Source organism: Variovorax sp. efr-133-TYG-130 (assembly GCF_030208835.1).
Taxonomy (GTDB): domain Bacteria; phylum Pseudomonadota; class Gammaproteobacteria; order Burkholderiales; family Burkholderiaceae_C; genus Variovorax.
The window spans coordinates 209700-228489 of record NZ_JARVTD010000037.1 but is presented as its reverse complement, the minus strand read 5'-3'; the positions used below and the strand labels follow the sequence as shown (position 1 = coordinate 228489).

The window sequence follows — 18790 nt, the reverse complement described above, 5'->3', positions numbered from 1 at the left end:
CATGAACATGCGCGAAGGCTTCACCCAGCACGCCGCCTTCCTGACGGTGAAGACCGTGCTCGGGCCGGACGACCTGCTGCTCGACACCTTCCAGGCCACCGAGGGGATGTCGCGGCTGTTCGCCTGCACGCTCACCATGCGTTCGCCCTTGAGCACGCTGCAGGGCGCCGACCTGATCGGCACCTCGGCCACTGTGGCGATGCAGCGGCCCGACAAGGAAACCCGCTTCTTCAACGGCATCGTCTCGCGCTTCTCGTACCTGGGCAGCCACGGCGACTTCGCGACCTATTCGCTCGAGCTCGTGCCGCGCATGTGGCTGCTCACGCTGGGCCGCGACCGCGTGATCTACCAGAACCTGAGCACGGTGGAGATCCTGGAGAAGGTGTTCACCGAATTCAACCTGGCCTTCGACTCGCAGCTCGGCGGCACCTATGCCAAGCGCGAGTACTGCGTGCGCTACGACGAGACGGCCTTCGACTTCGTCTCCCGGCTGATGGAAGAGGAAGGCATCTTCTATTTCTTCACCTTCGCGGACGGCGAGCACAAGCTCGTGCTGGCCGACAGCAAAGTAGCCTACGCGCCCTGCCCCCACGCCGACACGCTGCTGCTGCGCGGCGGCGCGGAAGGCCTGGCCCATACCCACACGGTGACCCGCTTCGAGTCCGACGCCCGGCTGGTCACCAAGTCCCAGGCGGTGGACGACTACGACTTCCTCACGCCCGACACCAGCCTGCGGGAGCAGCAGGACGGCAAGGCCGGCCAGGGCCTGGACTACGAATACCCCTCGCGCGTGGCGGCCGCCGCCGGCGCGGCGCGCGCGCGCATCCGCCTGGAAGCGCGCCAGGCCGGCAGCCAGTCGGGCCGCGGCGACAGCCGCTGCCACTACCTGACGCCGGGCACCACATTCACGCTGCAGGAGCATCCGCGCGAGGACTTCAACGTGGAGCACGTGGTGTACAGCGTGCAGCACCATGCCGATCGCGAGCACTACAGCAACAGCTTCGAGACCCTGCCGCCCGACCTGCCGTTTCGCCCGCAGCGCCTCACGCCACGGCCGGTGGTGGCGGGCAACCACACCGCGCAGGTGGTGGGCCCGGCCGGCGAGGAAATCTGGACCGACGCGCACGGGCGCATCAAGGTGCAGTTTCCCTGGGACCAGCAGGGCAAGAAGGACGACAAGAGCTCGTGCTGGATCCGCGTCTCGCAGATGTGGGCCGGCAAGGGCTGGGGCGCCCTTTTCCTGCCGCGCATCGGGCAGGAGGTGGTGGTGAGCTATGTCGACGGCGACCCCGACCGGCCGCTGGTCTCGGGCAGCGTCTACAACGGCACCAACCCCACGCCGGTGAGTCTGCCGGGCATGTCGACGCAAAGCACCCTCCGCTCGCGCTCGACCAAGAACGGCGAAGCCGGCAACGAGATGCGCTTCGAGGACAAGAAGGACGCCGAGCAGTTCTACCTGCACGCGCAGAAAGACATGCTGGCGGAAATCGAGAACGACCTGACCACCACGGTGATGGCCGGCAACGAGCTCCACACCGTCACCAAGGGCAATCGCACCGTCAAGGTCGACACGGGCAACGAGACCCACTCGGTCAAGGGCACGCGCGCGCTGGAAGTCACCGGCAACGAGACGCACGACAACAAGGCCGACTTCACGCAGACCGTCACCGGCAACTACGAGCTCAAGGTCACCGGCAACCTGGTGATCGACGTGACGGGCACGCTGGTCATCAAATCGGCCCAGACGCTGGACCTGAAGGCCGGCACCGACCTGGGCGCCAATGCCGGCGTCAACTTCAAGGCCGAGGCCGGGGTGGCGCTGTCGGCCAAGGGCGGTGCCTCGCTGTCGAACGAGGCGCCGTCGATCAGCAGCAAGGCGTCGGGTATGAACGCCGTCGAAGGCGGTGGCATGGTCACGCTCAAGGGCGGGCTGGTGAAGATCAATTGAACGCCATGGCTCTTCCTTCTTCCTCGTCTCTTCCATCCGCACCCGGTGCGGAGGTGCGCGAGGCCGTGGACGATGCGGGCCGCACGGTGGTGCGCGCATCTTTCCTGGGCGACGTGCCGCACGGTCCGATGCAGGTGTTTTCGGCCCCGGGCAAGCCGGCGATGGACGCGGCCTACCAGGCCGGCCTGCCGCACGGCGCCATGCGCCTGTTCGACGAGCGCGGCCAGCTGCTGCAGGAAACCCAGCGCGTGGGCGGCTTGGCCGAAGGCGTCACGCGCAGCTACTACCCCAGCGGCAAGCTGATGCAGACGCAGACGCAAGTGCGCGGCGCCCTGCACGGCGAGGCCGTTTCCTATGCCGAGTCGGGCGACGTCAGCGCGCGGCTGCGCTACGTGGCCGGCCGGCTCGACGGCGAGGCCGCCTACTTCCACGAAGGCCGCATGGTGCGGCGCGAAAACTACCGCGCCGGCCTGCTCGACGGCGAAGTGCTCGACTACCTGCCGGGCGGCGGCGTGGCGCAGTCGTCCACCTACGTGGCCAACGTGCTGCACGGGCCGCTGCGGCGCTTCTGGCCCAACGGCCAGCTGATGGAAGAAATCGCCTACCGCCAGGGCAAGCCCTGGGGCAGCCCGCGCCGCTTCGACGACGCCGGCCGCGAGATCGCGGCCGCCACCGCGCCACCGGGCTTCATGAAGAGCCTGGAAAAACTCGTGAGGGGGAGCTGAGCCATGGGAATGCATGTGTGCATGGGCGCCACGCTGCAGTGCAGCTTCGGCGCCGCGCCTTCCACCCTCGGCGTGCTGCCCGTGGCCGGCGTGGTCACCAGCAGCGTGCCGGCGGCCACCATCATGGACAACAAGCCCTTCGTCAACATCCTGCCCTTCGGCACCTGCAACAGCATGGCGAACCCGATGGTGGCGGCCGCCACCGCCGCCGCGCTCGGCGCCTTCACGCCCATGCCCTGCATTCCGGTGACCGCCGCGCCGTGGGCGCCGGGCTCGCCCACCGTGCTGCTCGGCAACATGCCCGCCCTGCAGGACAGCTCCAAGCTCGCCTGCAACTGGGGCGGCGTGATCCAGGTCGTGGTGCCGGGCCAATTCACTTCCATGGTTCCCTGAGCCGGTCACCGCTTATCTCCGCCCACCCCATGTCGCAATACGTTTTCACGATGAGCTCCCGCATGGTCGCCATCACGGCGGTCTGCCTGGTGCTGCTGTGCGTTCTCCTGTTCCTGATGGGCATCGAGATCGGCAAGCTGCTGGCGCCCACGCCCGCCCCTGCCGCCGCCGCCGTCGCGGCGCCCTCGCCGATGCCTTCTTCTTCGCCGTTGCCTTCGCCCGCGCCGGCTCCCGCCGCCCCCACCCAATGACAAAAGTGATTCCAAGCATGTCGAACAACGCACGACAACTCACGGGCATGCACGTCGCGCTGCGGCGCCTTGCCCTTCCCGCCTTGCTGGCGTTCGCCGGGCTGTGCGCCAGCAGCGCCGCCGGCGCCGCGGGCGAACGCCCCGTGGCGCAGGGTGTTCTCACCACTCCGGCAGTTGCAGCGCCGGTGGCGGCGCCTGCGGCGCCCGCGGCCGACGCACCGGCCGCGCCCCCCGCGCCGGTGCTCACCAACGGCCTCGTGCGCGTGCCCGACGGGCGGCTGCTGGCGCCCGACATCGCGCGCATCGTGATGCGCGGCGAGCTGGTGGTCGCCATGCTCAAGGTCGACACGCCGCCGTTCTTCTTCTTCGACGACAGCGGCCAGTGGACCGGTCTCGAAGTGGGCCTGGCGCAGTCGCTGGCCAAGGAGCTCGGCGTCAAGCTGCGCATCAACCGCGACGCCGGCACCTTCAACGCCGTGGTCGACCTGCTGGCCAACGGCCAGGCCGACCTGGCCATCAGCAAGCTGTCGCGCACGCTGGCGCGCACGCAGACCATCGCCTTCAGCGACGCTTACCTCACGCTGAACCACTCGCTGATCCTGAACCGCGTGAAGTTCGCGCAGCTCTCGCGCGGGCGGCCGCTTCCGGAGGTCATCCGCAACTTCGACGGCAGCATCGGCGTGATCGCGAAGTCGTCGTTCGCGGACTACGCGCGCACCAACTTCCCGCACGCCAAGGTGCAGGAATTCGCGACCTGGAACGAGGTGCTCGCGGCCCTTTACAAGGGCGAGATCGTGAGCGCCTACCGCGACGAGTTCGAGGTCAAGCGCGTGCTCAAGGCCGACCCCACCGTGTCGCTGGTGCTGCGCACCGTGACGCTGAAAGACCTGGAGGACACGCTGGGCATCGGCGTGGCCGTGACCGACACCACGCTGCTGGCCTACGTCAACCAGTTCCTCGCCCAGCGCACCGAAAAGCTGGACATCCAGAAAGTGCTGCAGGCGCTCGACCGCTGAGCCGCCGCAACGCACTCGCACCCATCATGAATTCCTCCAAGTTCTACGCCTTCGTCCTCAACCCCTGGGTCGTGATCATCAGCCTGGGCGCCGGCGTCGCCTTCGGCATGCTCGCGCCCGCGCTGGCAACCACGCTGGGCTTCGTGGGCGACATCTACGTCGACCTGCTGAAGATGATCACCCTGCCATTCATGGTCTCGGCCGTGATCTTCAGCCTGCAGCGGCTGTTCCGCGACGGCGGCACCGCCAGCCTGCTGGGCCGCGTGGCGCTGGTGTTCCTGGCGTTCTCGGCCTTCGTGGCCATTGCCGGCGCGGCCACGCTGCTGATTCTTCGCCCGGGCGAGAACCTGCCCAGCACCACCATGCAGACCTTCGGCCAGATCGTCGGCGGCGACCTGAGCGCCAGCGACACGGCCATGAACCTGCGCGGCGTGGACGAAGTGAAGAAGACCGCCAGCTTCGCCGACCTGCTGGTGAGCCTGGTGCCGGCCAACATCTTCTCGGCGCTGGCCAACGGCGACACGCTGAAGACGCTGGTGTTCGCGCTGCTGTTCGGCCTGGCGGTGGGGCATGTGCCCACGCGCATCTCCGACGGCCTGACGCAGGCGCTGGAGACGGTCTACCACGCCTGCCAGACGCTGATGCGCTGGCTGAGCTTTCCGCTGCCGGTGGTGCTGTTCTGCATGAGCGCGGCGCAACTGGGCAAGACGGGCATAGAGCCGCTGCGGGCGATGGGCGCCTTCGTGGTGGCCTTCCTGGTGGTGTCGGTGCTGCTGCTGGTGGTGGCCGCGGTGATCATCTGGAAGCGCTCCAACGGCACGCTGGGGCAGACGCTCAATGCGCTGCGCGGCCCCTTCGCGCTGGCGCTGGCCACGCGCAGCAGCGCCACCTGCATGCCGATCATGATCGAGAGCCTGGTCACGCGGCTGGGCTTCGCGCGCTCGCGGGTCGAGCTGCTGGTGCCGCTCACGGTGTCGCTGCTGCGCATCGGGCCGGTCGTGTACTACGTGTGCGCCACGCTCTTCATCGCGCAGATCTACGGGCGCTCGCTGTCGCCGGTGGAAATCGGCATCGTGCTCACGTCGTCGGTGCTCGCGGGCTTCGCATCGGCGGGCATGACCGGGCTGGTGACCGTGTCGCTGATCGGCATGACCTGCACCTACCTGGGCCTGCCCTTCGAGGCGGCGTTCATCCTGTTCCTGGCGGTGGACCCGGTGTGCGACATGCTGCGCACGCTGGTGCTGGTCATCGGCAACACCGCGGCCGTGGCCGTCGTGTGCCCGCGGCCGTTGAAGATCTAGGGAACACGCGCTCATGTCACGCATCGGCGTTCTCGGCGGCATGGGTCCATCGGCCACGGTGGACTTCATGGAGAAGATCATCCAGCTCACGCCCGCCACGCGCGACCAGGAGCACCTGCCGGTGATCGTGGCCAACCTGCCGCACGTGCCCGACCGCTCCAGCGCCATCCTGGGCAATGGGCCCGATCCGCTGGCCGCGCTGCTGGCCGGCATCGACGTGCTCAACAGCATCGGCGTGGGCGTGGTGGCGATTCCCTGCAACTCGTCGCACCACTGGTACGCGCAGATGGTCGCGCACAGCCGCGCGCCGGTGATCCACATCGCGCAGTCGTGCGTGTCCGCCATCGCCACCGCGCCGGCGGGCCGGGCGGCGCGGGTGGCGGTGCTCGCCACGCGCGGCGCGCTGGCCTCGGGCTTCTACCAGGAGGCGCTGCGCGATCGCGGCATCGACTTCCTCGTGCCCGATGCCGCCACCGGCCAGGACCATGTGGACGCCTGCATCCGCGCCGTGAAGGCTGGCGACGTGCGGGCCGGCGCGGCCGCCTTCGAGCTTGCGCTGCAAGCACTGGCCGCCACCGGCGCCACCGCCGTGATCATGGGCTGCACCGAACTTCCCATCGCAGCCCACGCCGCGCATGCCGCCGAGCACAGCGCCCTCACGCTGATCGACAGCTCGCTGGAGCTGGCCCGCGCCACCGTGGCCTTCGCGCTCGACAAGGGATGGAACAAGCCGACATGGGTTTCCTGACGCGCATGTCCCACAGCCTGCTCGCCCTGCTGATGTGCATGGCGGCAGGCGGCGTCGCGGGCATCTTCGCGCCCGCGCTGGGCGACGTGGCCTACACGGCGGCGCAGGTGTACCTGTCGATCGTGAGCATGGCGGCCATTCCGCTGCTGGTGGTGGCCACCTTCTTCGGCCTGCGCCAGACCATGGGGCTGCCCTTTCCCGCGCGGCGCATCGCGATGATCGCGGGCCTGGCGCTGCTGCTGGTGGCGAGCTGCGCCGGCACGGGCCTGGCGCTGGGCTGGGTGAACTCGCCCGGCGCGCACCTCGACGCCGACCTGCGCGAGCACCTCGGCGAGCTGGTGCAGAAGGCCGGCGACGGCGGCGACATGGAAATGCGGCTGTACGACGGCGGCGTGCAGGCCACGCCGGTGGAGCGCCCGCGCGCCACGCTGCTGCCCGACAACTTCTTCCGCGTGTTGGTGGAAGGTCGCTCGCTGGGCATACTTTCTTGCGCGCTGCTGTTCGGGCTGGCCTTCGCGGCGCTGGCGCGCACGCAGCACAACGCGCTCAACCACATGTTCGAGGGCATCTACCGCACGCTCGAACTCATCATCGCGCGCGCCAACATCCTGCTGCCGGTGGTGGCCTTCGGCATGTCGGCGCATGTGTTCTCGCAGACCGACGCGGTGACCATCCGCGCCATGAGCGGCTTTTTGCTGCACTTCGTGGTGCTGGTGGCGCTGCTGGGCATGGCGGCCATCTGGGTGATCCACCGGCGCGGCAACCAGCCGCTGGTCGAGGTGCTGCAGCACCTGAAGACGCCGATGCTGGTGAGCCTGGTGTCGTCGAGCACCACCGCCAGCATTCCGCACACCATCGAGGCGATGAGCGCGCGCCTGGGCTTCAGCCGCGGCATCGTGGAGCTGGTGGTGCCCACGGCCTCGGTGTTCCTGCGCGCGGGCTCGGCGCTCTACTACGTGCTGCTCGCGCTGTTCGTGGCCAACCTGTACGACCGCACGCTCAGCGCGGCCGACATCGGAATGATCGGCACCGGCGCCATGGTGGCGGCCTTCGCCTCGGCCGGCAACAACAGCCTGACCAACGTGGGCTACGCGGGCATCGTGCTGTCGCTGCTGCAGTTGCCCATAGAAGCGGCACTGGCGCTGTTCCTGGCCATCGACCTGATCTGCGAAGGCCCGCGCAACCTGCTCACGCTGCTGGCCAGCTGCGCGCTGATCGCCATCGTGTCGGCCGGCCTGCCGTCGGAGCGCGTGGCCGCGCCCGCCGCCCATGCGGCGCCCGTGCAGCCGCTGCGCTTCGTGCTCACGCGCGGCAACGTCTATCTGCTGGCGGGCTGCAGCGTGCTGGCTTCCCTGCTGATCCTGCTGATGGGCATTGCCGTGGGTGCGCGGCAGGCCGTGCAGCCCCCCGCCGCCTACGCGACTTCCGCCGCGGCGAACCCTGGAATATCGCGATGAACCGGACTTCGACTTTCTTCAGATGGATCGCCGCCGCGCTGCTGCTCGCGCAACTGGCCGCATGCGGCAGCCTCTTTCCCAAGGGCACGCGCGTAGACTGGAGCGAGCTCACGCTGTCGGCCGCGTCCAACGCCAACCAGAACAGCCCGGTGGCGGTCGACGTGGTGATGGTGCTCGACGAGGCCATGCTCGCCCGCGTCACCGAACTCACCGCCGCCAAGTGGTTCGGCGCGCGCGCCGACCTGCAGAAGACCTTCCCGCAAAGCCTGTCGTACCTCTCCTGGGAGCTGGTGCCGGGCCAGACGATCCGCGTGCCCGCCAGCGCCATCGGCTCGCCGCGCGTGGCGGCCGTGCTCGTCTTCGCGAACTACACCACGCCCGGCGCCAATCGCGTGCGGGTGGAAGACCTCAAGGGCGCCGTCATCGCCCGCTTCGACATCCAAAGCTTCGACGTGTCGACCACGCGTTGAGCAACCCGGACCTTTCAACAGTGAACACCGCTCCCATCACCGACCGCGTCGAGTGGCATGAAGGCATGCTGCTGTCGCCGCAGCACTTCCAGCAGTTCTCGGCGCGCATGGACTCCCTCGTGGCCTGGCAGACGCTGGCCGCCGCTCCCTTCAGCTGGGGCGTGCGCCGCCTGGTCTTCGACCAGGGCCTGCTGCCGGCCGGCATGCTGCGCGTGCTGGCGCTCGAAGCCATCCTGCCGGACGGCACCGCCGTGCAGTACTCGGCCGCCGAGGCGGCCCACGGCGCGCTGGAGCTGTCGCTAGCGCCGCACCAGGAACAGCTGGCCAACGAGCCGCTCGACATCTACCTCACGCTGCCCGTGAACGCGCCCGCGCGGCACCGCTCCGCGACCGTGCGCTTTCGCTCGGTGGCCGGCGCGCCGGTGGAAGACGCGGTGTCCGATGCCGAGCCCGCGAACATTCCGCGCATGCTGCCGCGCCTGGCGCTGAGCGCGGGCGCGGTGCCGCCCGGCACGCATGTTCACCTGCGGCTGGGCCAGGTCTTCAAGGACAACGAAGTGGTGAAGCTCGGCGACGCGCAGCCGCCGCTGCTGGAAGTGGCGCGAGACAACCCGCTGTGGACGGCCGCCGCCGGCCTGCTGGGCCAGTTGCGCGGCAAGGCCGCCTTCGTCGCCAAGCAGACGGCGGTGCCGTCTTCGCGCGTGGACGACCGGCTCGCGCACCTGGAGCTGAAAGACCGGCTGCGCAGCCTGCTGTCGGGCCTGCCGCATGCCGAGGCCGTGTTGCGCACGCCGCACCTGCATCCGCTGCCGATGTACTGGTCGCTGTGCGCGCTGCTGGCCTCGCTGAGCCTGCTGCGGCCCGGCGGCCTGCCGCCGGTGCCGATGGACTACGACCATGCGAACCCTTCGCTCGTGTTCCAGCCGCTGCTGCTGGCGCTGCGCGACGCGGTGTCCGAAGTGAGCCAGGAGTACCGCGAGCACAAGTTCGAGTTCCGCCACGGCGCCTTCGAGACCACGCTGCAGACGCAGTGGTTGTCGGGCGCGCGCATCGTGATCGGCCTGCGCGGCCAGTCCGACAAGGACCTGCTGGCCTGGATGGACAGCGCCATCGTCGGCTCGCAGTCGGCCTACCCGTCGCTGCGCGAACGCCGCGTGCTGGGCGCGGTGCGCCGCCCCATCGAGTCGGCCGACGAACTGGGCCTGCGCCCCGGCTCGGGCTACCTGCTCTACGCCATCCAGACCAGCGCCGCGCTTACCGTGCCCGGCGAGCTGCTGGTGATCGCCAACGCCAACGAAGGCGCCACCGCGCAGCCTCCGCAGGAAATCGTGCTGTTCATCAAGGACTGACCCCCATGGCACGCACCCTTCCCGACCTCGCGGTCGACGACCACATCACCAAGCAGTTCCGCGCCTTCTACGACGAGATCGTGAAGGCCCGCGACCGCACCGCCGATTCGCGCGAGACCGACCCCGACCTGGTGGCGCAGTCGCTGGCCCGCCACCTGGAAAACCTGCTGGAGCTGCAGTCGCTCGAATCGCGCCGCGACAGCACCCGCTTCGAGCTGGAGAACGTGGCCGACGCGCGCTACCTGAAGGCTGCGCTGGCCGACGAGATCCTGCTGCACACGCCGTGGATCGGCCGCGAACGCTGGACCGCGCACCTGCTGGAGTCTTCGCTGTTCCGCACCAACATCGCGGGCGACCTGGTGTTCAGCCGCATCGAAGAACTGCTGTCGGGCCGCGAGCCCTCCAAGCGGGACATCGCGCGGCTGTACCTGTTTGCGCTGGCGCTGGGCTTTCAGGGCAAATACCGCGGCGGCGGCGAGGAAGCGCGGCTGCTCGGCTACCGCGAGGAGTTGTTCCAGTTCGTCTACCAGCGACCGGCCGATTTCTCGGGCCGCGACCGCGTGGTGTCGGAGCGGGCCTATGCCAGCACGCTCTCGCACATCGCGCCGCGCAAGCTGCCCACGCTCAGCCGCTGGACGGTGCTGTTCCTGCTGAGCGCCGCCACGCTGCTGGCGGTGTCGGAGCTGCTGTGGCTGTGGCAGTCGTGGCCGGTGCGGCAGGTGCTGCAGCCGGGCGCGGTCGATGCATCGGGGGCGTACCAGCGATGAACGACATGCGCCATTCAACGAGCCCCAGGAGGTCGTCGCCATGCTGACGGACCAGCTCTTTCTCATTTCCATCGCGGTGCTGACGCTGGTGGTGCTGCTCGTGCTCGGCATGGTGCTGTACTTTGCCGCGCGGCGTTCGCACGCCAAGCCTTCGAGCGACCCGAAGGTCGCGCGCATCCGCTTCGACTCGCTGCGCAGCTCGTTCCGCCAGGCGGTGGAGCTGATCGAAGGCAACATCGCCTCGCGCGCCGACCGCTACGGCATTCCATGGATCATGCTGCTCAACGAGGGCGACGACCACCGCCAGCTGCCCATCGAGCAGTCGGGCGTGGCCAGCGCGCTGAGCACCGAGTCGGCCTCGGCCGCGGCCACGCAGGGCATCTCGTGGCACTTCTTCGACCGCGGCGTGGTCATCGACATCCAGGGCGCCTACCTCGGCTCGCCCGACGACGACGATGCCTCCGAGAAGCCGTGGGACGAGTTCCTCGGCATGTGCCGCGCCTACCGGCCGCAGCGGCCGTTCGACTCGGTGGTCATCACCATTCCCGCCGCGCTGCTGATGGACGACAGCACCGACGGGCGGCTCGAACTCTCCAAGCGCGCCAAGCTCGCGCACCGCCGCCTGTGGCTCGCGCAGAACCGCTTCGCGATGCGCTTCGCGGTCTATGTGCTCATCACCGGCGCCGAACAGCTCGAAGGCTTCAGCGCCTTCGCGCGCGCGCTGCCCGAGCCGCTGCGCGCGAGCATGCTGGGCTGGTCTTCGCCCTACGACCTGTCGACCACCTACCAGCCGGGCTGGGTCGACGAGGCCGTGGGCACGGTGGTGCGTTCGGTGTCCGACGTGTCGGCCGAACTGTTCGCCACCGACACCGCGCCGCAGGGCGCCGGCCCGCAGCTGCTGCTGCCCTCGCGCATCGAGGCGCTGCGCGGCCAGCTGCAGCTGTACGTCGACGAGCTGATGCGCCCGAGCGCCTACCACGAGCCCTTCTTCTTCCGCGGCATCTACCTGACCGGCGACGCCGGCGAATCGGCGCAGGCCGTGGCCGCCATCGACGCCGAACACGACGCCTACGGCCGCAAGGACCTGGAGCCCATCGGCGGCGACCTGATCGCGCAGTTGATGCGCCAGCCGGCGTTCCTGCGCGACCTGTTCGAGAAGAAGATCTTTCTTGAATACGGCCTCACCCGGCCGTCGCGCACGCAGACGCTGGCGCGCCCGGTGCTGCACCGCGCGCTGCGCTGGACGGCGGTGATCTTCCTCGGCGGCTGGGGCATCGGCCTGGTGGTGGCCACCTGGCAGCTGCACCGGCACAACGGCACGCTGGTGTCGGCGCTCTCGCAGCTGCAGCACGACGCGCAATACCGCATGCGCGCACAGCAGCGCGGCGAGGCCATACCCACCGCGTGGTACCGCAACAAGGCGCTGTCGCTGCTGGCCATGAACGAGCGGCTGCGCACCGACGGCACCTATTCGTTCTTCATGCCGGGCTCGTGGCGGCCCTTCGACGACCTGAACGAGCGGGTGATCGAGCGCATCGAGCGCGAGTTCGGTGACATCGCGGTGAGCACGCTTCGGCGCGAGCTGATGGCACGTGTGAGCCAGTTGAGCGGCGTGGAGCAGGACGAGGCGACCGGCGAATTCATCGTCGGCGCCAGCTGCGGACTGCCGCCGAGCTTCAGGACCATCGGCGACGCGCCGCGCAAGAACGGCCTGCTGGTGGAAGACCAGCCGGAGTTCGGCGCGCTGCAGCGCTACCTGGGTTCGGCCGAACAGCTCGACGCCGCGCTGCAGGCGGTGGAGCGCCTGCGCCAGCCTTCGACCGGCAACGCCGAAGACCTGCGCGTGGCCGTGCGCTACGCGCTGGGCGCCGAACTGCCCGCCGACCTGAGCCGCAACCTGCGCTACTTCCGCCAGGCGGCCGAGGGCAATGCGCTGTCGATTCCGCTGGTGCCGGTGCAATCGGCGCTGCGCTGCGCGCTCGACAAGGGCACGGCGCAGCTCGATGCACGGCTGTTCGCGAACAACGAACTGCTGGTGTCGGAGCAAACACTGGCGCGGCTGATGCCCTCGCTGGCCGGCAACGGCACCTTCGCGCGCACCACGGCCAGCTACCGCGAAGTGATCGGCGCCATCAAGGACCAGGAAGACCTGGTGGCCTCGGGCAAGGGCGGCTGGATGCGCCAGCCGGTGCTGGTGCTGGGTGCCTCCTACGACCGCACCATCGCGCGCATCGAGCAGAACCGGCTGCTGGGGCAGGAGTCGGCCGACGCCGTGCGCGGCCACGCGCAAGACGCCTTCCAGAAATTCCGCGCCGAGTTCAACCTGCGCTTCGGCGGCGCGCAGCCCGGCCTGCTGTGGCAGGACAAGGACGGCCGCTTCGTGCTGGCGCCCGAACGCATCGCGCTGCGCGACGCGCTCACCGCACTGCTGGCGCAGCCCTTCATGGCCGCCGCGCGCGACCGCGAGCTGCCGGGCGCGGGCCTGCGCGCAACGGCCGCATGGGACCTGCCGCGGCTCGACCAGGCCCTGGCGATCGGCGACATCCGCAAGCGCTACATGGCCGAGGGCATGACGGCCTTCCCGCCGACGGTGCGCCCGGCCGTGGAGAGCGCGCTGAACGCGCACTTCGCGCAACTGGTGGTCGACCAGGTGGCAGAGGCCGCGACCGGCGCGAACGACGGCATGCGCCCGGTTTCGTCCACGCTGATGGCCACCGACACGCAGGCACTCGCTTACGAAGCCTCGCGCCAGCGGCTCGCCAAGATCCAGGCGCTGCTGTACGAACTGGGCGCCGGCCCGCGCGCCGAAGACCTGCGCGCGCTGGTGTCGCGCGACGCGCTGCAGCGCCTCGAAGCCGTGGACGAGGCCTTCAACCAGTCGGAGCTGTACGCCATGCGCGGGCGCGACTTCCAGGGCTGGCGCGGAGAGCGCGGGCCGATGCTGGTGGCCTTCGGCGTATCGGACACCGGCTCGCTCGCGGCCTACCTGGGCCAGCAGTTCAACCGCACCGAAACGCTGGGCAAGCTGGCCGACGGCTACATCGCGGCGCTCGACGGTGCGGGCGCGGGCTCGGTGCTGGCGCAGCGCTGGCAGGCCATCAACCGCGACCTGGAGCGCTACCGGCTGAAGAACCCGAACAGCAGCCTGCTGCTGCTCGAGCAGTTCCTGGGCACCACCGGCGCCGAGATCGACCGCGAGACCTGCGCCGCCAAGCTGGCCGGCAAGGCGCCGGCGGCGCGCATCGGCGACTACTTTGCCGACCGCCACCAGCAGATCTACAGCGCCCTGCTCGCGCGCTGCTACGAGCTGCAGTACGGCGATCAGCAGGAACTGTGGACGCAGTTCTCCACGCGCTTCAACCGCTCGCTGGCGGGGCGGCATCCGTTCGGCGCGTCCACCACCGCGCGCGCTTTCGACCTGGCCGACCCGGCGGACGTGAACGACCTGTCGCGCGCCTTCGATCCGCTGGCGCGCGCGCTGAAGGAAAGCCGCGTGGACGGCGCCGTGCGCACCGCCGCCATGCCGGGCGCGGCGGCGCGCCGCTTCGCCGACCAGTTCAGCCGTGCGCGCGACTTCCTGCTGCCGCTGTTCCCGACCGACGAAGGCGGCGCGCCGGGCTACGACGTGAGCGTGGACTTCCGGGTCAACACCATGGCCGAGATCGAGGGCAACAAGATCATCGACTGGTCCTTCGAGGTCGGCGACCAGGTGCTCAGGCAGCGCGACCCGCCGCGCACGCTGCGCTGGGAATACGGCATGCCGGTGGCGCTGGTGCTGCGCATCGCGAAGGACTCGCCCGTGGTCGCGCGCGCCGATCCGCAGCAGCCCGCGCTGCTGACCGACGGCCAGAGCGTGAGCTTCCGCTTTGCCGACCCGTGGGCGCTGCTCACGCTGGCGCAGCGCCAGCGCGAAGGCGATTCGCTGCAGCGCCCCGACGGCCGCTCGCAACTGCTGAAGTTCGAGTTCCCGCTGGTGGCCCAGTCGGCCGGCGACGCCGCCCAGACGCCGGCCGGCGGACGCGCGCGCGTGTTCCTGCGCGTCGCGGCCAGCCCCGCCGGCAAGAAGAACGCCCTGATATGGCCCGCCGCCTTCCCGGCGCGCGCGCCCGAATGGAACACACCCTGATGGCCGCCCTGCTCTCCCCCCTAAACACCGAAGCCGCCGCCGACGGCTTCGCGCCGGACATCGCGGCATTTCTTGCGCCGCTGGCCATCGACACCGCCGAAGGCCCCGCCGGTCCGTCGCTGCGCTACGACCCCGTGTACGCCCGCATCCGCGAGGCACGCACAGAAGAAGACGCCAGCCTGCCGATGGGCGAATGGACCCGCCCGCTCAAGAAGGCCGACTGGCGCGCGGCCGAGATGCTGTGCACCGAGCTGCTGCAACGCCGCAGCAAGGACCTGCAGGTGGCCGCATGGCTCACCGAGGCCTGGCTGCATCGGCACGGAATCGACGGGCTGATCGCCGGCGCGCGGCTGCTCGAAGGGCTGGTGCGGGAATTCTGGGAAGGCGTGCATCCGCGCATCGGGGACGACGGCGATGCGGACATGCGGGCGGCGGCGTTCGTGTGGGCGAACGATACGTTGGCGCAGGTGCTGTTGATGCGCGTGCCGCTGCTCGCGTGGCCCGACTTCTCTCCACCCTTCATCAACCTCGGCGACTGGCAGCGAGCGCTGACCACCGAGTTCGGTTCCGGGGCGGGCGCTTCCGCAAGCAGCGCCAAGTCCAAAGGGAACGCCAAGGAAGTGATTGAGGAGCCGAGCGCGCAGACGGTGTCACGCCAGGACATCCTCGATCGCGCCCTGCGCGAACTGCATGCGCTGGCCGCGCTCGACGACCGGGTGGCACTGGCGGCCGAGGCCTGGCGAGACCTCACCGCGCTGCTCGACGAACGAATGGGCATCGATGCACCCAGCCTGTCGAAGGTGGCGGAGATGTTGGCACGCATGCGGCAGGCGCTGCGCAGCCTGCTGCAGGAGCGCGATCCGCGCGACCAGCCGAAGCCCGCCGCCCTGCCGCCAACGCCCGCCTACGTACTGGAAGACGAAATGAGCGAAACACTGCACACCATCTCGCCCCCTCTCATCGCCGTTGTCTCCACGCCGCTGCAGCAACCCGCCGCCAACGGCCGCATCGGCAGCCGCGCGGAGGCCTACCAGTTGCTGGAGCTCGCAGCCGAATACCTGCTGTGCGAAGAGCCGCACAGCCCCACGCCCTACCTCGTGAACCGCGCGGTGGCCTGGGGGCGCATGCCGCTGCCGCAGTTGATGCAGGAAGTGCTGCGCGAGGACGGGGATCTGAACCGGTTCTTTTCGATCATTGGCGTGCGGCCGGACGCCTGAACGGAGCTTTGACCATGCCTCGCTATCTCAAACGCACGGGCAAAAACCTGTATGTCGACGGATTGCACCTGCTCTCTCTCTGCGAAAGACTGACGAAGGATGCCGTGCTGCCCGGCGCCCCCGCGGGCGGTGGGACGCCAGCGGCCCCATACACCATGGACACTGCCGGTGCCTGGGTCGCACGCTGGCGCCAGTCGACGCGAGAGGGCATGGTCTATTACAAGATGGCAGGCCGGCTCGTCAGCAAGAACCACAAGGTGTACATGGGGGATGTAGGGCCTGCTTACCTGCAATCCACAAGCATTCTCGAGAGCTCGCTCAAGGCGTTTCGATCCAGATATGGCAGATTGCCCAAGCTCAATCTGAACTACCGTTATGCAATCACTGCAATCTCGGTGATCAAGGCTTCGCTCGGGCTCAACCATGTGGCGTGGCAGAACTTGCGGATCGAAAAGACAGGCACGCCTCCAGCGAACTGGACCGCGTCCGTCCTGAGCGCACACCTGGTAGACATGGCAAAAGTCTCGGGTGCCGCGTCAAACGATCCCAACGACTACATAGACGAGAAGGACAGGTTGCTGCTCCAGGAATGGGCCGCCAAGAACGCGATCCACGATCCTCAATACCAGTTGCTGGCGCAACGGGTGGTGGACCCCGGCCTCATCTACGCCAAGAGTGCCGAAAGCGTCTATGGAGGCACTCGGCCGGCCCCCTGGAATGAAATACGCCACTCCCCTTTGCTCGCCAAGGCGGTTCGCTCGCTCATGAAGGGGGAGTCTCCGTCGCTGACAACCGGCACGGGCGGATACGACAAGGACTACGCACGCAAGCAATTGCTGCTGCCGGTGATGACCATGGCCATCTTCCACGCGGAGCCGGCAAGAAATCCGCGGGCATGGCCGATCAACCTGATGATTCTTGACCTTGCGGAGGCCAGCACGGCGCGTTTCACGTGGGACGCGATCCTGTGGCATCCGTTGGCGATTCCGCAAGCGGCCACGACGGGCGCGGGCCGTGTTCTGACCACGCCTATGAACGGTCCGCGGGGCCAGCACGCTCGCGCAGTGCCAATCGTGGGGCGTCAGCCAACGGCACAAGAGAAGATAGAACATGCACTCGCCGAGCGCGCCATCGTGCCTATTACCAACACGCTCAAGCTGCATCTCGTTGGCGGATTGATCCCGGCGAGCCCAACCGACGGTGGCCGAATAGGCGGACGACCGCTATGGTCGCAGAACAAGTTTGCCGCGACCCAGCCTTTCGACTTCATCCATCAGAAGGAAATCGATGTGTTGTTGCCATGGCTGCTGAGATTTCCCGAAATCGCGACCCATTGGAGCATTCATGACCCGACGGCACCGGACGCTACATTCGTTCAGCCTGCGGACGTGCTGCGGCGCCAGATTGCAGGTGATCCCGCAACCACCACCGGCTTGATCAACATCGCGGCACGCTTGCAGACCCGGATCGGCACCCTCGACTACATGCAGCCCTAGTCGGCGGCGCGGCAGTACCTGTCCGGTGCTCAAGCCGCTGCGCGACGGCCTGCGCCCACCAGCAGCAGCGCAACAGCCCATTTTTCTACCAGATCGCTATCGATCATCGGGGCTTCCAATTTCCGGCCCCAACATGTCCCAGCCTCCCAAAGCCACTTACTTCGACGACCTGCATGCACCGCAGGTGTTCGCGGACGAAGTCTCGGGCTACTGGGTCAATGCGGGCTGCGTCCACATCACTCTGGATGCCAGCCGCGTCGACCACAGTTCCGACCGTTGCTCCGTCAACCGCGCCGCGGTGCTGCGGCTCACGCTGCCGATCCCCATCGCGCAGGTGCTGGCCGTCAGCCTCTACGACTTCCTGAAGCAGCGCGAGCTCGTTCCGGCGCCTGGCAACGGGCATTGACGCGACAAAGAGCGCTGCGGCGGGCCTTGGGCCGGCATCCCAAATTCCTCCGAGATCGTCGCACCTTCAGCCTGAGCGCGAAGCTCGATTCCTAGGCACTTCGCATGAACCTCCTCTTCCAACGAATGGCTCTGGCAGCCGGCGCGCTTTGCATCGGCATGGCCTGCGGCGCGGCGCACGCGGCATCGCAGGCACGCGTGGTGTCCAGCACCTGGCTGCCCGGCGGCAAGTACGCACTGGTCTACGAGTTCGAGGGAGCCGAGTACATGACGGTCACGGCGGACCCGCCCGGCGCGTGGATCAGCGTGGCTCAGCCGGAGCGCGATCCGAAGCGCGATCCGGAACCTGTCGCGCAGACACCGGCGCCGACAGTCGCTCGCGCCGAGGCCTTTCCCGAGTCGGCAAGCTATGTCGGCGGCTTCTTCATCGACCCCCTGGCCGCGGCGCTGCGCGCCACCGGCCTGGGGCTGCTGCTGAACGGCGACTGGCCGCACGGGCCGCGCCGCTTCAGCCGCTGAAGCAGCGAACAACCGATGCGCCGGCCGTCCAATTTTTCTCCCGTTTTGAAGCCCAACATGGCAGCCATGAACAGCCCCTGGCATCGCGACACACACGGCGCTTCGCAAGCGCTCCGATTCGGCGGCCCGCTGCCCACCGCAGCCGCGACCGGCCAGGCACAGAGGCGCTCGATGCAAGCGCGATGGAACAGGGCGCCTGCCGCACGCACCGCCCGGCAGGGCTGGCACCGCAGCGCATGGATGCCGCGGCTGGCGGGCCTGCTGGCGTTCGGCGCGCTGGTCGCGGGCATGCTGGTGGCCGGCAGCGAAACCTGCACCGCGCAAGAGCACGACGAGGCGGGCAGCTACGCCCGGTCGACCCTCGCGACCATCACGGAGCCGGGCACGAGCACGGCATCCGCGCGCAGGCATGCCGGCGCCTGCAGGCATGCGCGCAAGGCGGGCCGCCTCGCGCATCCGAAGCCGGCACCCTGAGCATCCCGCGCATGCTGCGCGTCCTCGGCGCGATCGCGCCGGGCCGACATGCGCCGCACGTGTCCACGCCGGAGTCGGCACAAAAAAAGGGAGCAGCGCTCCCTTCTTTTTTTCTTCGTGCGGATCAG

17 protein-coding genes are annotated in these 18790 nt (G+C 68.9%); all 17 read left to right on the top strand.

From position 1 onward, the window contains the following. Position 1: 1 nt before the first annotated feature. The 17 genes from QRN67_RS29520 to QRN67_RS29440 all read left to right on the top strand — a co-directional run bounded on the left by QRN67_RS29520 (position 2) and on the right by QRN67_RS29440 (position 18662). Positions 2 to 1948, top strand: a complete 1947-nt coding sequence (locus tag QRN67_RS29520) for a type VI secretion system Vgr family protein (RefSeq protein ID WP_350226965.1) — start codon at positions 2 to 4, stop codon at positions 1946 to 1948. A 5-nt stretch (positions 1949 to 1953) separates the two neighbouring features. After that, positions 1954 to 2673 carry a toxin-antitoxin system YwqK family antitoxin gene (locus QRN67_RS29515; protein WP_285414726.1) on the top strand — a complete coding sequence of 240 codons (720 nt, stop codon included), beginning with the start codon at positions 1954 to 1956 and terminating at the stop codon, positions 2671 to 2673. 3 nt (positions 2674 to 2676) lie between these two features. Then, positions 2677 to 3066, top strand: coding sequence for a DUF4280 domain-containing protein (locus QRN67_RS29510; protein WP_106937336.1), 390 nt, complete (start codon positions 2677 to 2679; stop codon positions 3064 to 3066). A 50-nt stretch (positions 3067 to 3116) separates the two neighbouring features. Further along, positions 3117 to 3317 (top strand): hypothetical protein, encoded by a 201-nt coding sequence (locus QRN67_RS29505; protein WP_285414725.1) that lies wholly within the window; start codon positions 3117 to 3119, stop codon positions 3315 to 3317. Between the two features lie 17 nt (positions 3318 to 3334). Then, positions 3335 to 4333: an ABC transporter substrate-binding protein gene (locus QRN67_RS29500; protein ID WP_106937734.1), complete on the top strand. Its 999-nt coding sequence runs from the start codon at positions 3335 to 3337 to the stop codon at positions 4331 to 4333. A 26-nt stretch (positions 4334 to 4359) separates the two neighbouring features. Next, complete coding sequence (locus QRN67_RS29495) at positions 4360 to 5634, top strand: dicarboxylate/amino acid:cation symporter (protein ID WP_081271735.1); 1275 nt, start codon at positions 4360 to 4362, stop codon at positions 5632 to 5634. Between the two features lie 13 nt (positions 5635 to 5647). After that, positions 5648 to 6382 (top strand): cysteate racemase, encoded by a 735-nt coding sequence (gene cuyB, locus QRN67_RS29490; RefSeq protein WP_285414724.1) that lies wholly within the window; start codon positions 5648 to 5650, stop codon positions 6380 to 6382. After that, positions 6355 to 7839, top strand: a complete 1485-nt coding sequence (locus QRN67_RS29485; protein ID WP_285414723.1) for a dicarboxylate/amino acid:cation symporter — start codon at positions 6355 to 6357, stop codon at positions 7837 to 7839. The genes cuyB and QRN67_RS29485 overlap by 28 nt, the downstream gene beginning before the upstream one ends. Further along, entirely contained in the window at positions 7836 to 8309 is a 474-nt protein-coding gene (locus QRN67_RS29480; protein ID WP_081271733.1) for a hypothetical protein, read from the top strand. Before QRN67_RS29485 ends, QRN67_RS29480 begins: the two co-directional genes overlap by 4 nt. A gap of 20 nt (positions 8310 to 8329) precedes the next feature. Next, complete coding sequence (tssK, locus tag QRN67_RS29475) at positions 8330 to 9658, top strand: type VI secretion system baseplate subunit TssK (protein WP_285414722.1); 1329 nt, start codon at positions 8330 to 8332, stop codon at positions 9656 to 9658. A gap of 5 nt (positions 9659 to 9663) precedes the next feature. Next, positions 9664 to 10425 (top strand): DotU family type IV/VI secretion system protein, encoded by a 762-nt coding sequence (locus QRN67_RS29470; protein ID WP_081271732.1) that lies wholly within the window; start codon positions 9664 to 9666, stop codon positions 10423 to 10425. A 40-nt stretch (positions 10426 to 10465) separates the two neighbouring features. Next, positions 10466 to 14551 carry a type VI secretion system protein gene (locus tag QRN67_RS29465; protein ID WP_285414721.1) on the top strand — a complete coding sequence of 1362 codons (4086 nt, stop codon included), beginning with the start codon at positions 10466 to 10468 and terminating at the stop codon, positions 14549 to 14551. Continuing rightward, positions 14551 to 15768 (top strand): type VI secretion system protein TssA, encoded by a 1218-nt coding sequence (gene tssA, locus QRN67_RS29460; RefSeq protein ID WP_285414720.1) that lies wholly within the window; start codon positions 14551 to 14553, stop codon positions 15766 to 15768. The genes QRN67_RS29465 and tssA overlap by 1 nt, the downstream gene beginning before the upstream one ends. 14 nt (positions 15769 to 15782) lie before the next feature. After that, positions 15783 to 17264 (top strand): hypothetical protein, encoded by a 1482-nt coding sequence (locus QRN67_RS29455; RefSeq protein ID WP_285414719.1) that lies wholly within the window; start codon positions 15783 to 15785, stop codon positions 17262 to 17264. A gap of 133 nt (positions 17265 to 17397) precedes the next feature. Continuing rightward, positions 17398 to 17670 carry a hypothetical protein gene (locus QRN67_RS29450; RefSeq protein ID WP_081271728.1) on the top strand — a complete coding sequence of 91 codons (273 nt, stop codon included), beginning with the start codon at positions 17398 to 17400 and terminating at the stop codon, positions 17668 to 17670. Positions 17671 to 17774: 104 nt separating this feature from the next. After that, positions 17775 to 18188, top strand: a complete 414-nt coding sequence (locus QRN67_RS29445; RefSeq protein ID WP_285414718.1) for a hypothetical protein — start codon at positions 17775 to 17777, stop codon at positions 18186 to 18188. 171 nt (positions 18189 to 18359) lie between these two features. Continuing rightward, complete coding sequence (locus QRN67_RS29440) at positions 18360 to 18662, top strand: hypothetical protein (protein ID WP_285414717.1); 303 nt, start codon at positions 18360 to 18362, stop codon at positions 18660 to 18662. Positions 18663 to 18790: the final 128 nt, after the last annotated feature.

What these genes read in the sequence shown, in the direction of transcription:
- QRN67_RS29520 (WP_350226965.1), top strand. Translation starts at nt 2, where the DNA reads ATGAACATGCGCGAAGGCTTCACCCAGCACGCCGCCTTCCTGACGGTG.
- QRN67_RS29515 (WP_285414726.1), top strand. Translation starts at nt 1,954, where the DNA reads ATGGCTCTTCCTTCTTCCTCGTCTCTTCCATCCGCACCCGGTGCGGAG.
- QRN67_RS29510 (WP_106937336.1), top strand. Translation starts at nt 2,677, where the DNA reads ATGGGAATGCATGTGTGCATGGGCGCCACGCTGCAGTGCAGCTTCGGC.
- QRN67_RS29505 (WP_285414725.1), top strand. Translation starts at nt 3,117, where the DNA reads ATGAGCTCCCGCATGGTCGCCATCACGGCGGTCTGCCTGGTGCTGCTG.
- QRN67_RS29500 (WP_106937734.1), top strand. Translation starts at nt 3,335, where the DNA reads ATGTCGAACAACGCACGACAACTCACGGGCATGCACGTCGCGCTGCGG.
- QRN67_RS29495 (WP_081271735.1), top strand. Translation starts at nt 4,360, where the DNA reads ATGAATTCCTCCAAGTTCTACGCCTTCGTCCTCAACCCCTGGGTCGTG.
- cuyB (WP_285414724.1), top strand. Translation starts at nt 5,648, where the DNA reads ATGTCACGCATCGGCGTTCTCGGCGGCATGGGTCCATCGGCCACGGTG.
- QRN67_RS29485 (WP_285414723.1), top strand. Translation starts at nt 6,355, where the DNA reads ATGGAACAAGCCGACATGGGTTTCCTGACGCGCATGTCCCACAGCCTG.
- QRN67_RS29480 (WP_081271733.1), top strand. Translation starts at nt 7,836, where the DNA reads ATGAACCGGACTTCGACTTTCTTCAGATGGATCGCCGCCGCGCTGCTG.
- QRN67_RS29470 (WP_081271732.1), top strand. Translation starts at nt 9,664, where the DNA reads ATGGCACGCACCCTTCCCGACCTCGCGGTCGACGACCACATCACCAAG.
- QRN67_RS29465 (WP_285414721.1), top strand. Translation starts at nt 10,466, where the DNA reads ATGCTGACGGACCAGCTCTTTCTCATTTCCATCGCGGTGCTGACGCTG.
- tssA (WP_285414720.1), top strand. Translation starts at nt 14,551, where the DNA reads ATGGCCGCCCTGCTCTCCCCCCTAAACACCGAAGCCGCCGCCGACGGC.
- QRN67_RS29455 (WP_285414719.1), top strand. Translation starts at nt 15,783, where the DNA reads ATGCCTCGCTATCTCAAACGCACGGGCAAAAACCTGTATGTCGACGGA.
- QRN67_RS29450 (WP_081271728.1), top strand. Translation starts at nt 17,398, where the DNA reads ATGTCCCAGCCTCCCAAAGCCACTTACTTCGACGACCTGCATGCACCG.
- QRN67_RS29445 (WP_285414718.1), top strand. Translation starts at nt 17,775, where the DNA reads ATGAACCTCCTCTTCCAACGAATGGCTCTGGCAGCCGGCGCGCTTTGC.
- QRN67_RS29440 (WP_285414717.1), top strand. Translation starts at nt 18,360, where the DNA reads ATGCAAGCGCGATGGAACAGGGCGCCTGCCGCACGCACCGCCCGGCAG.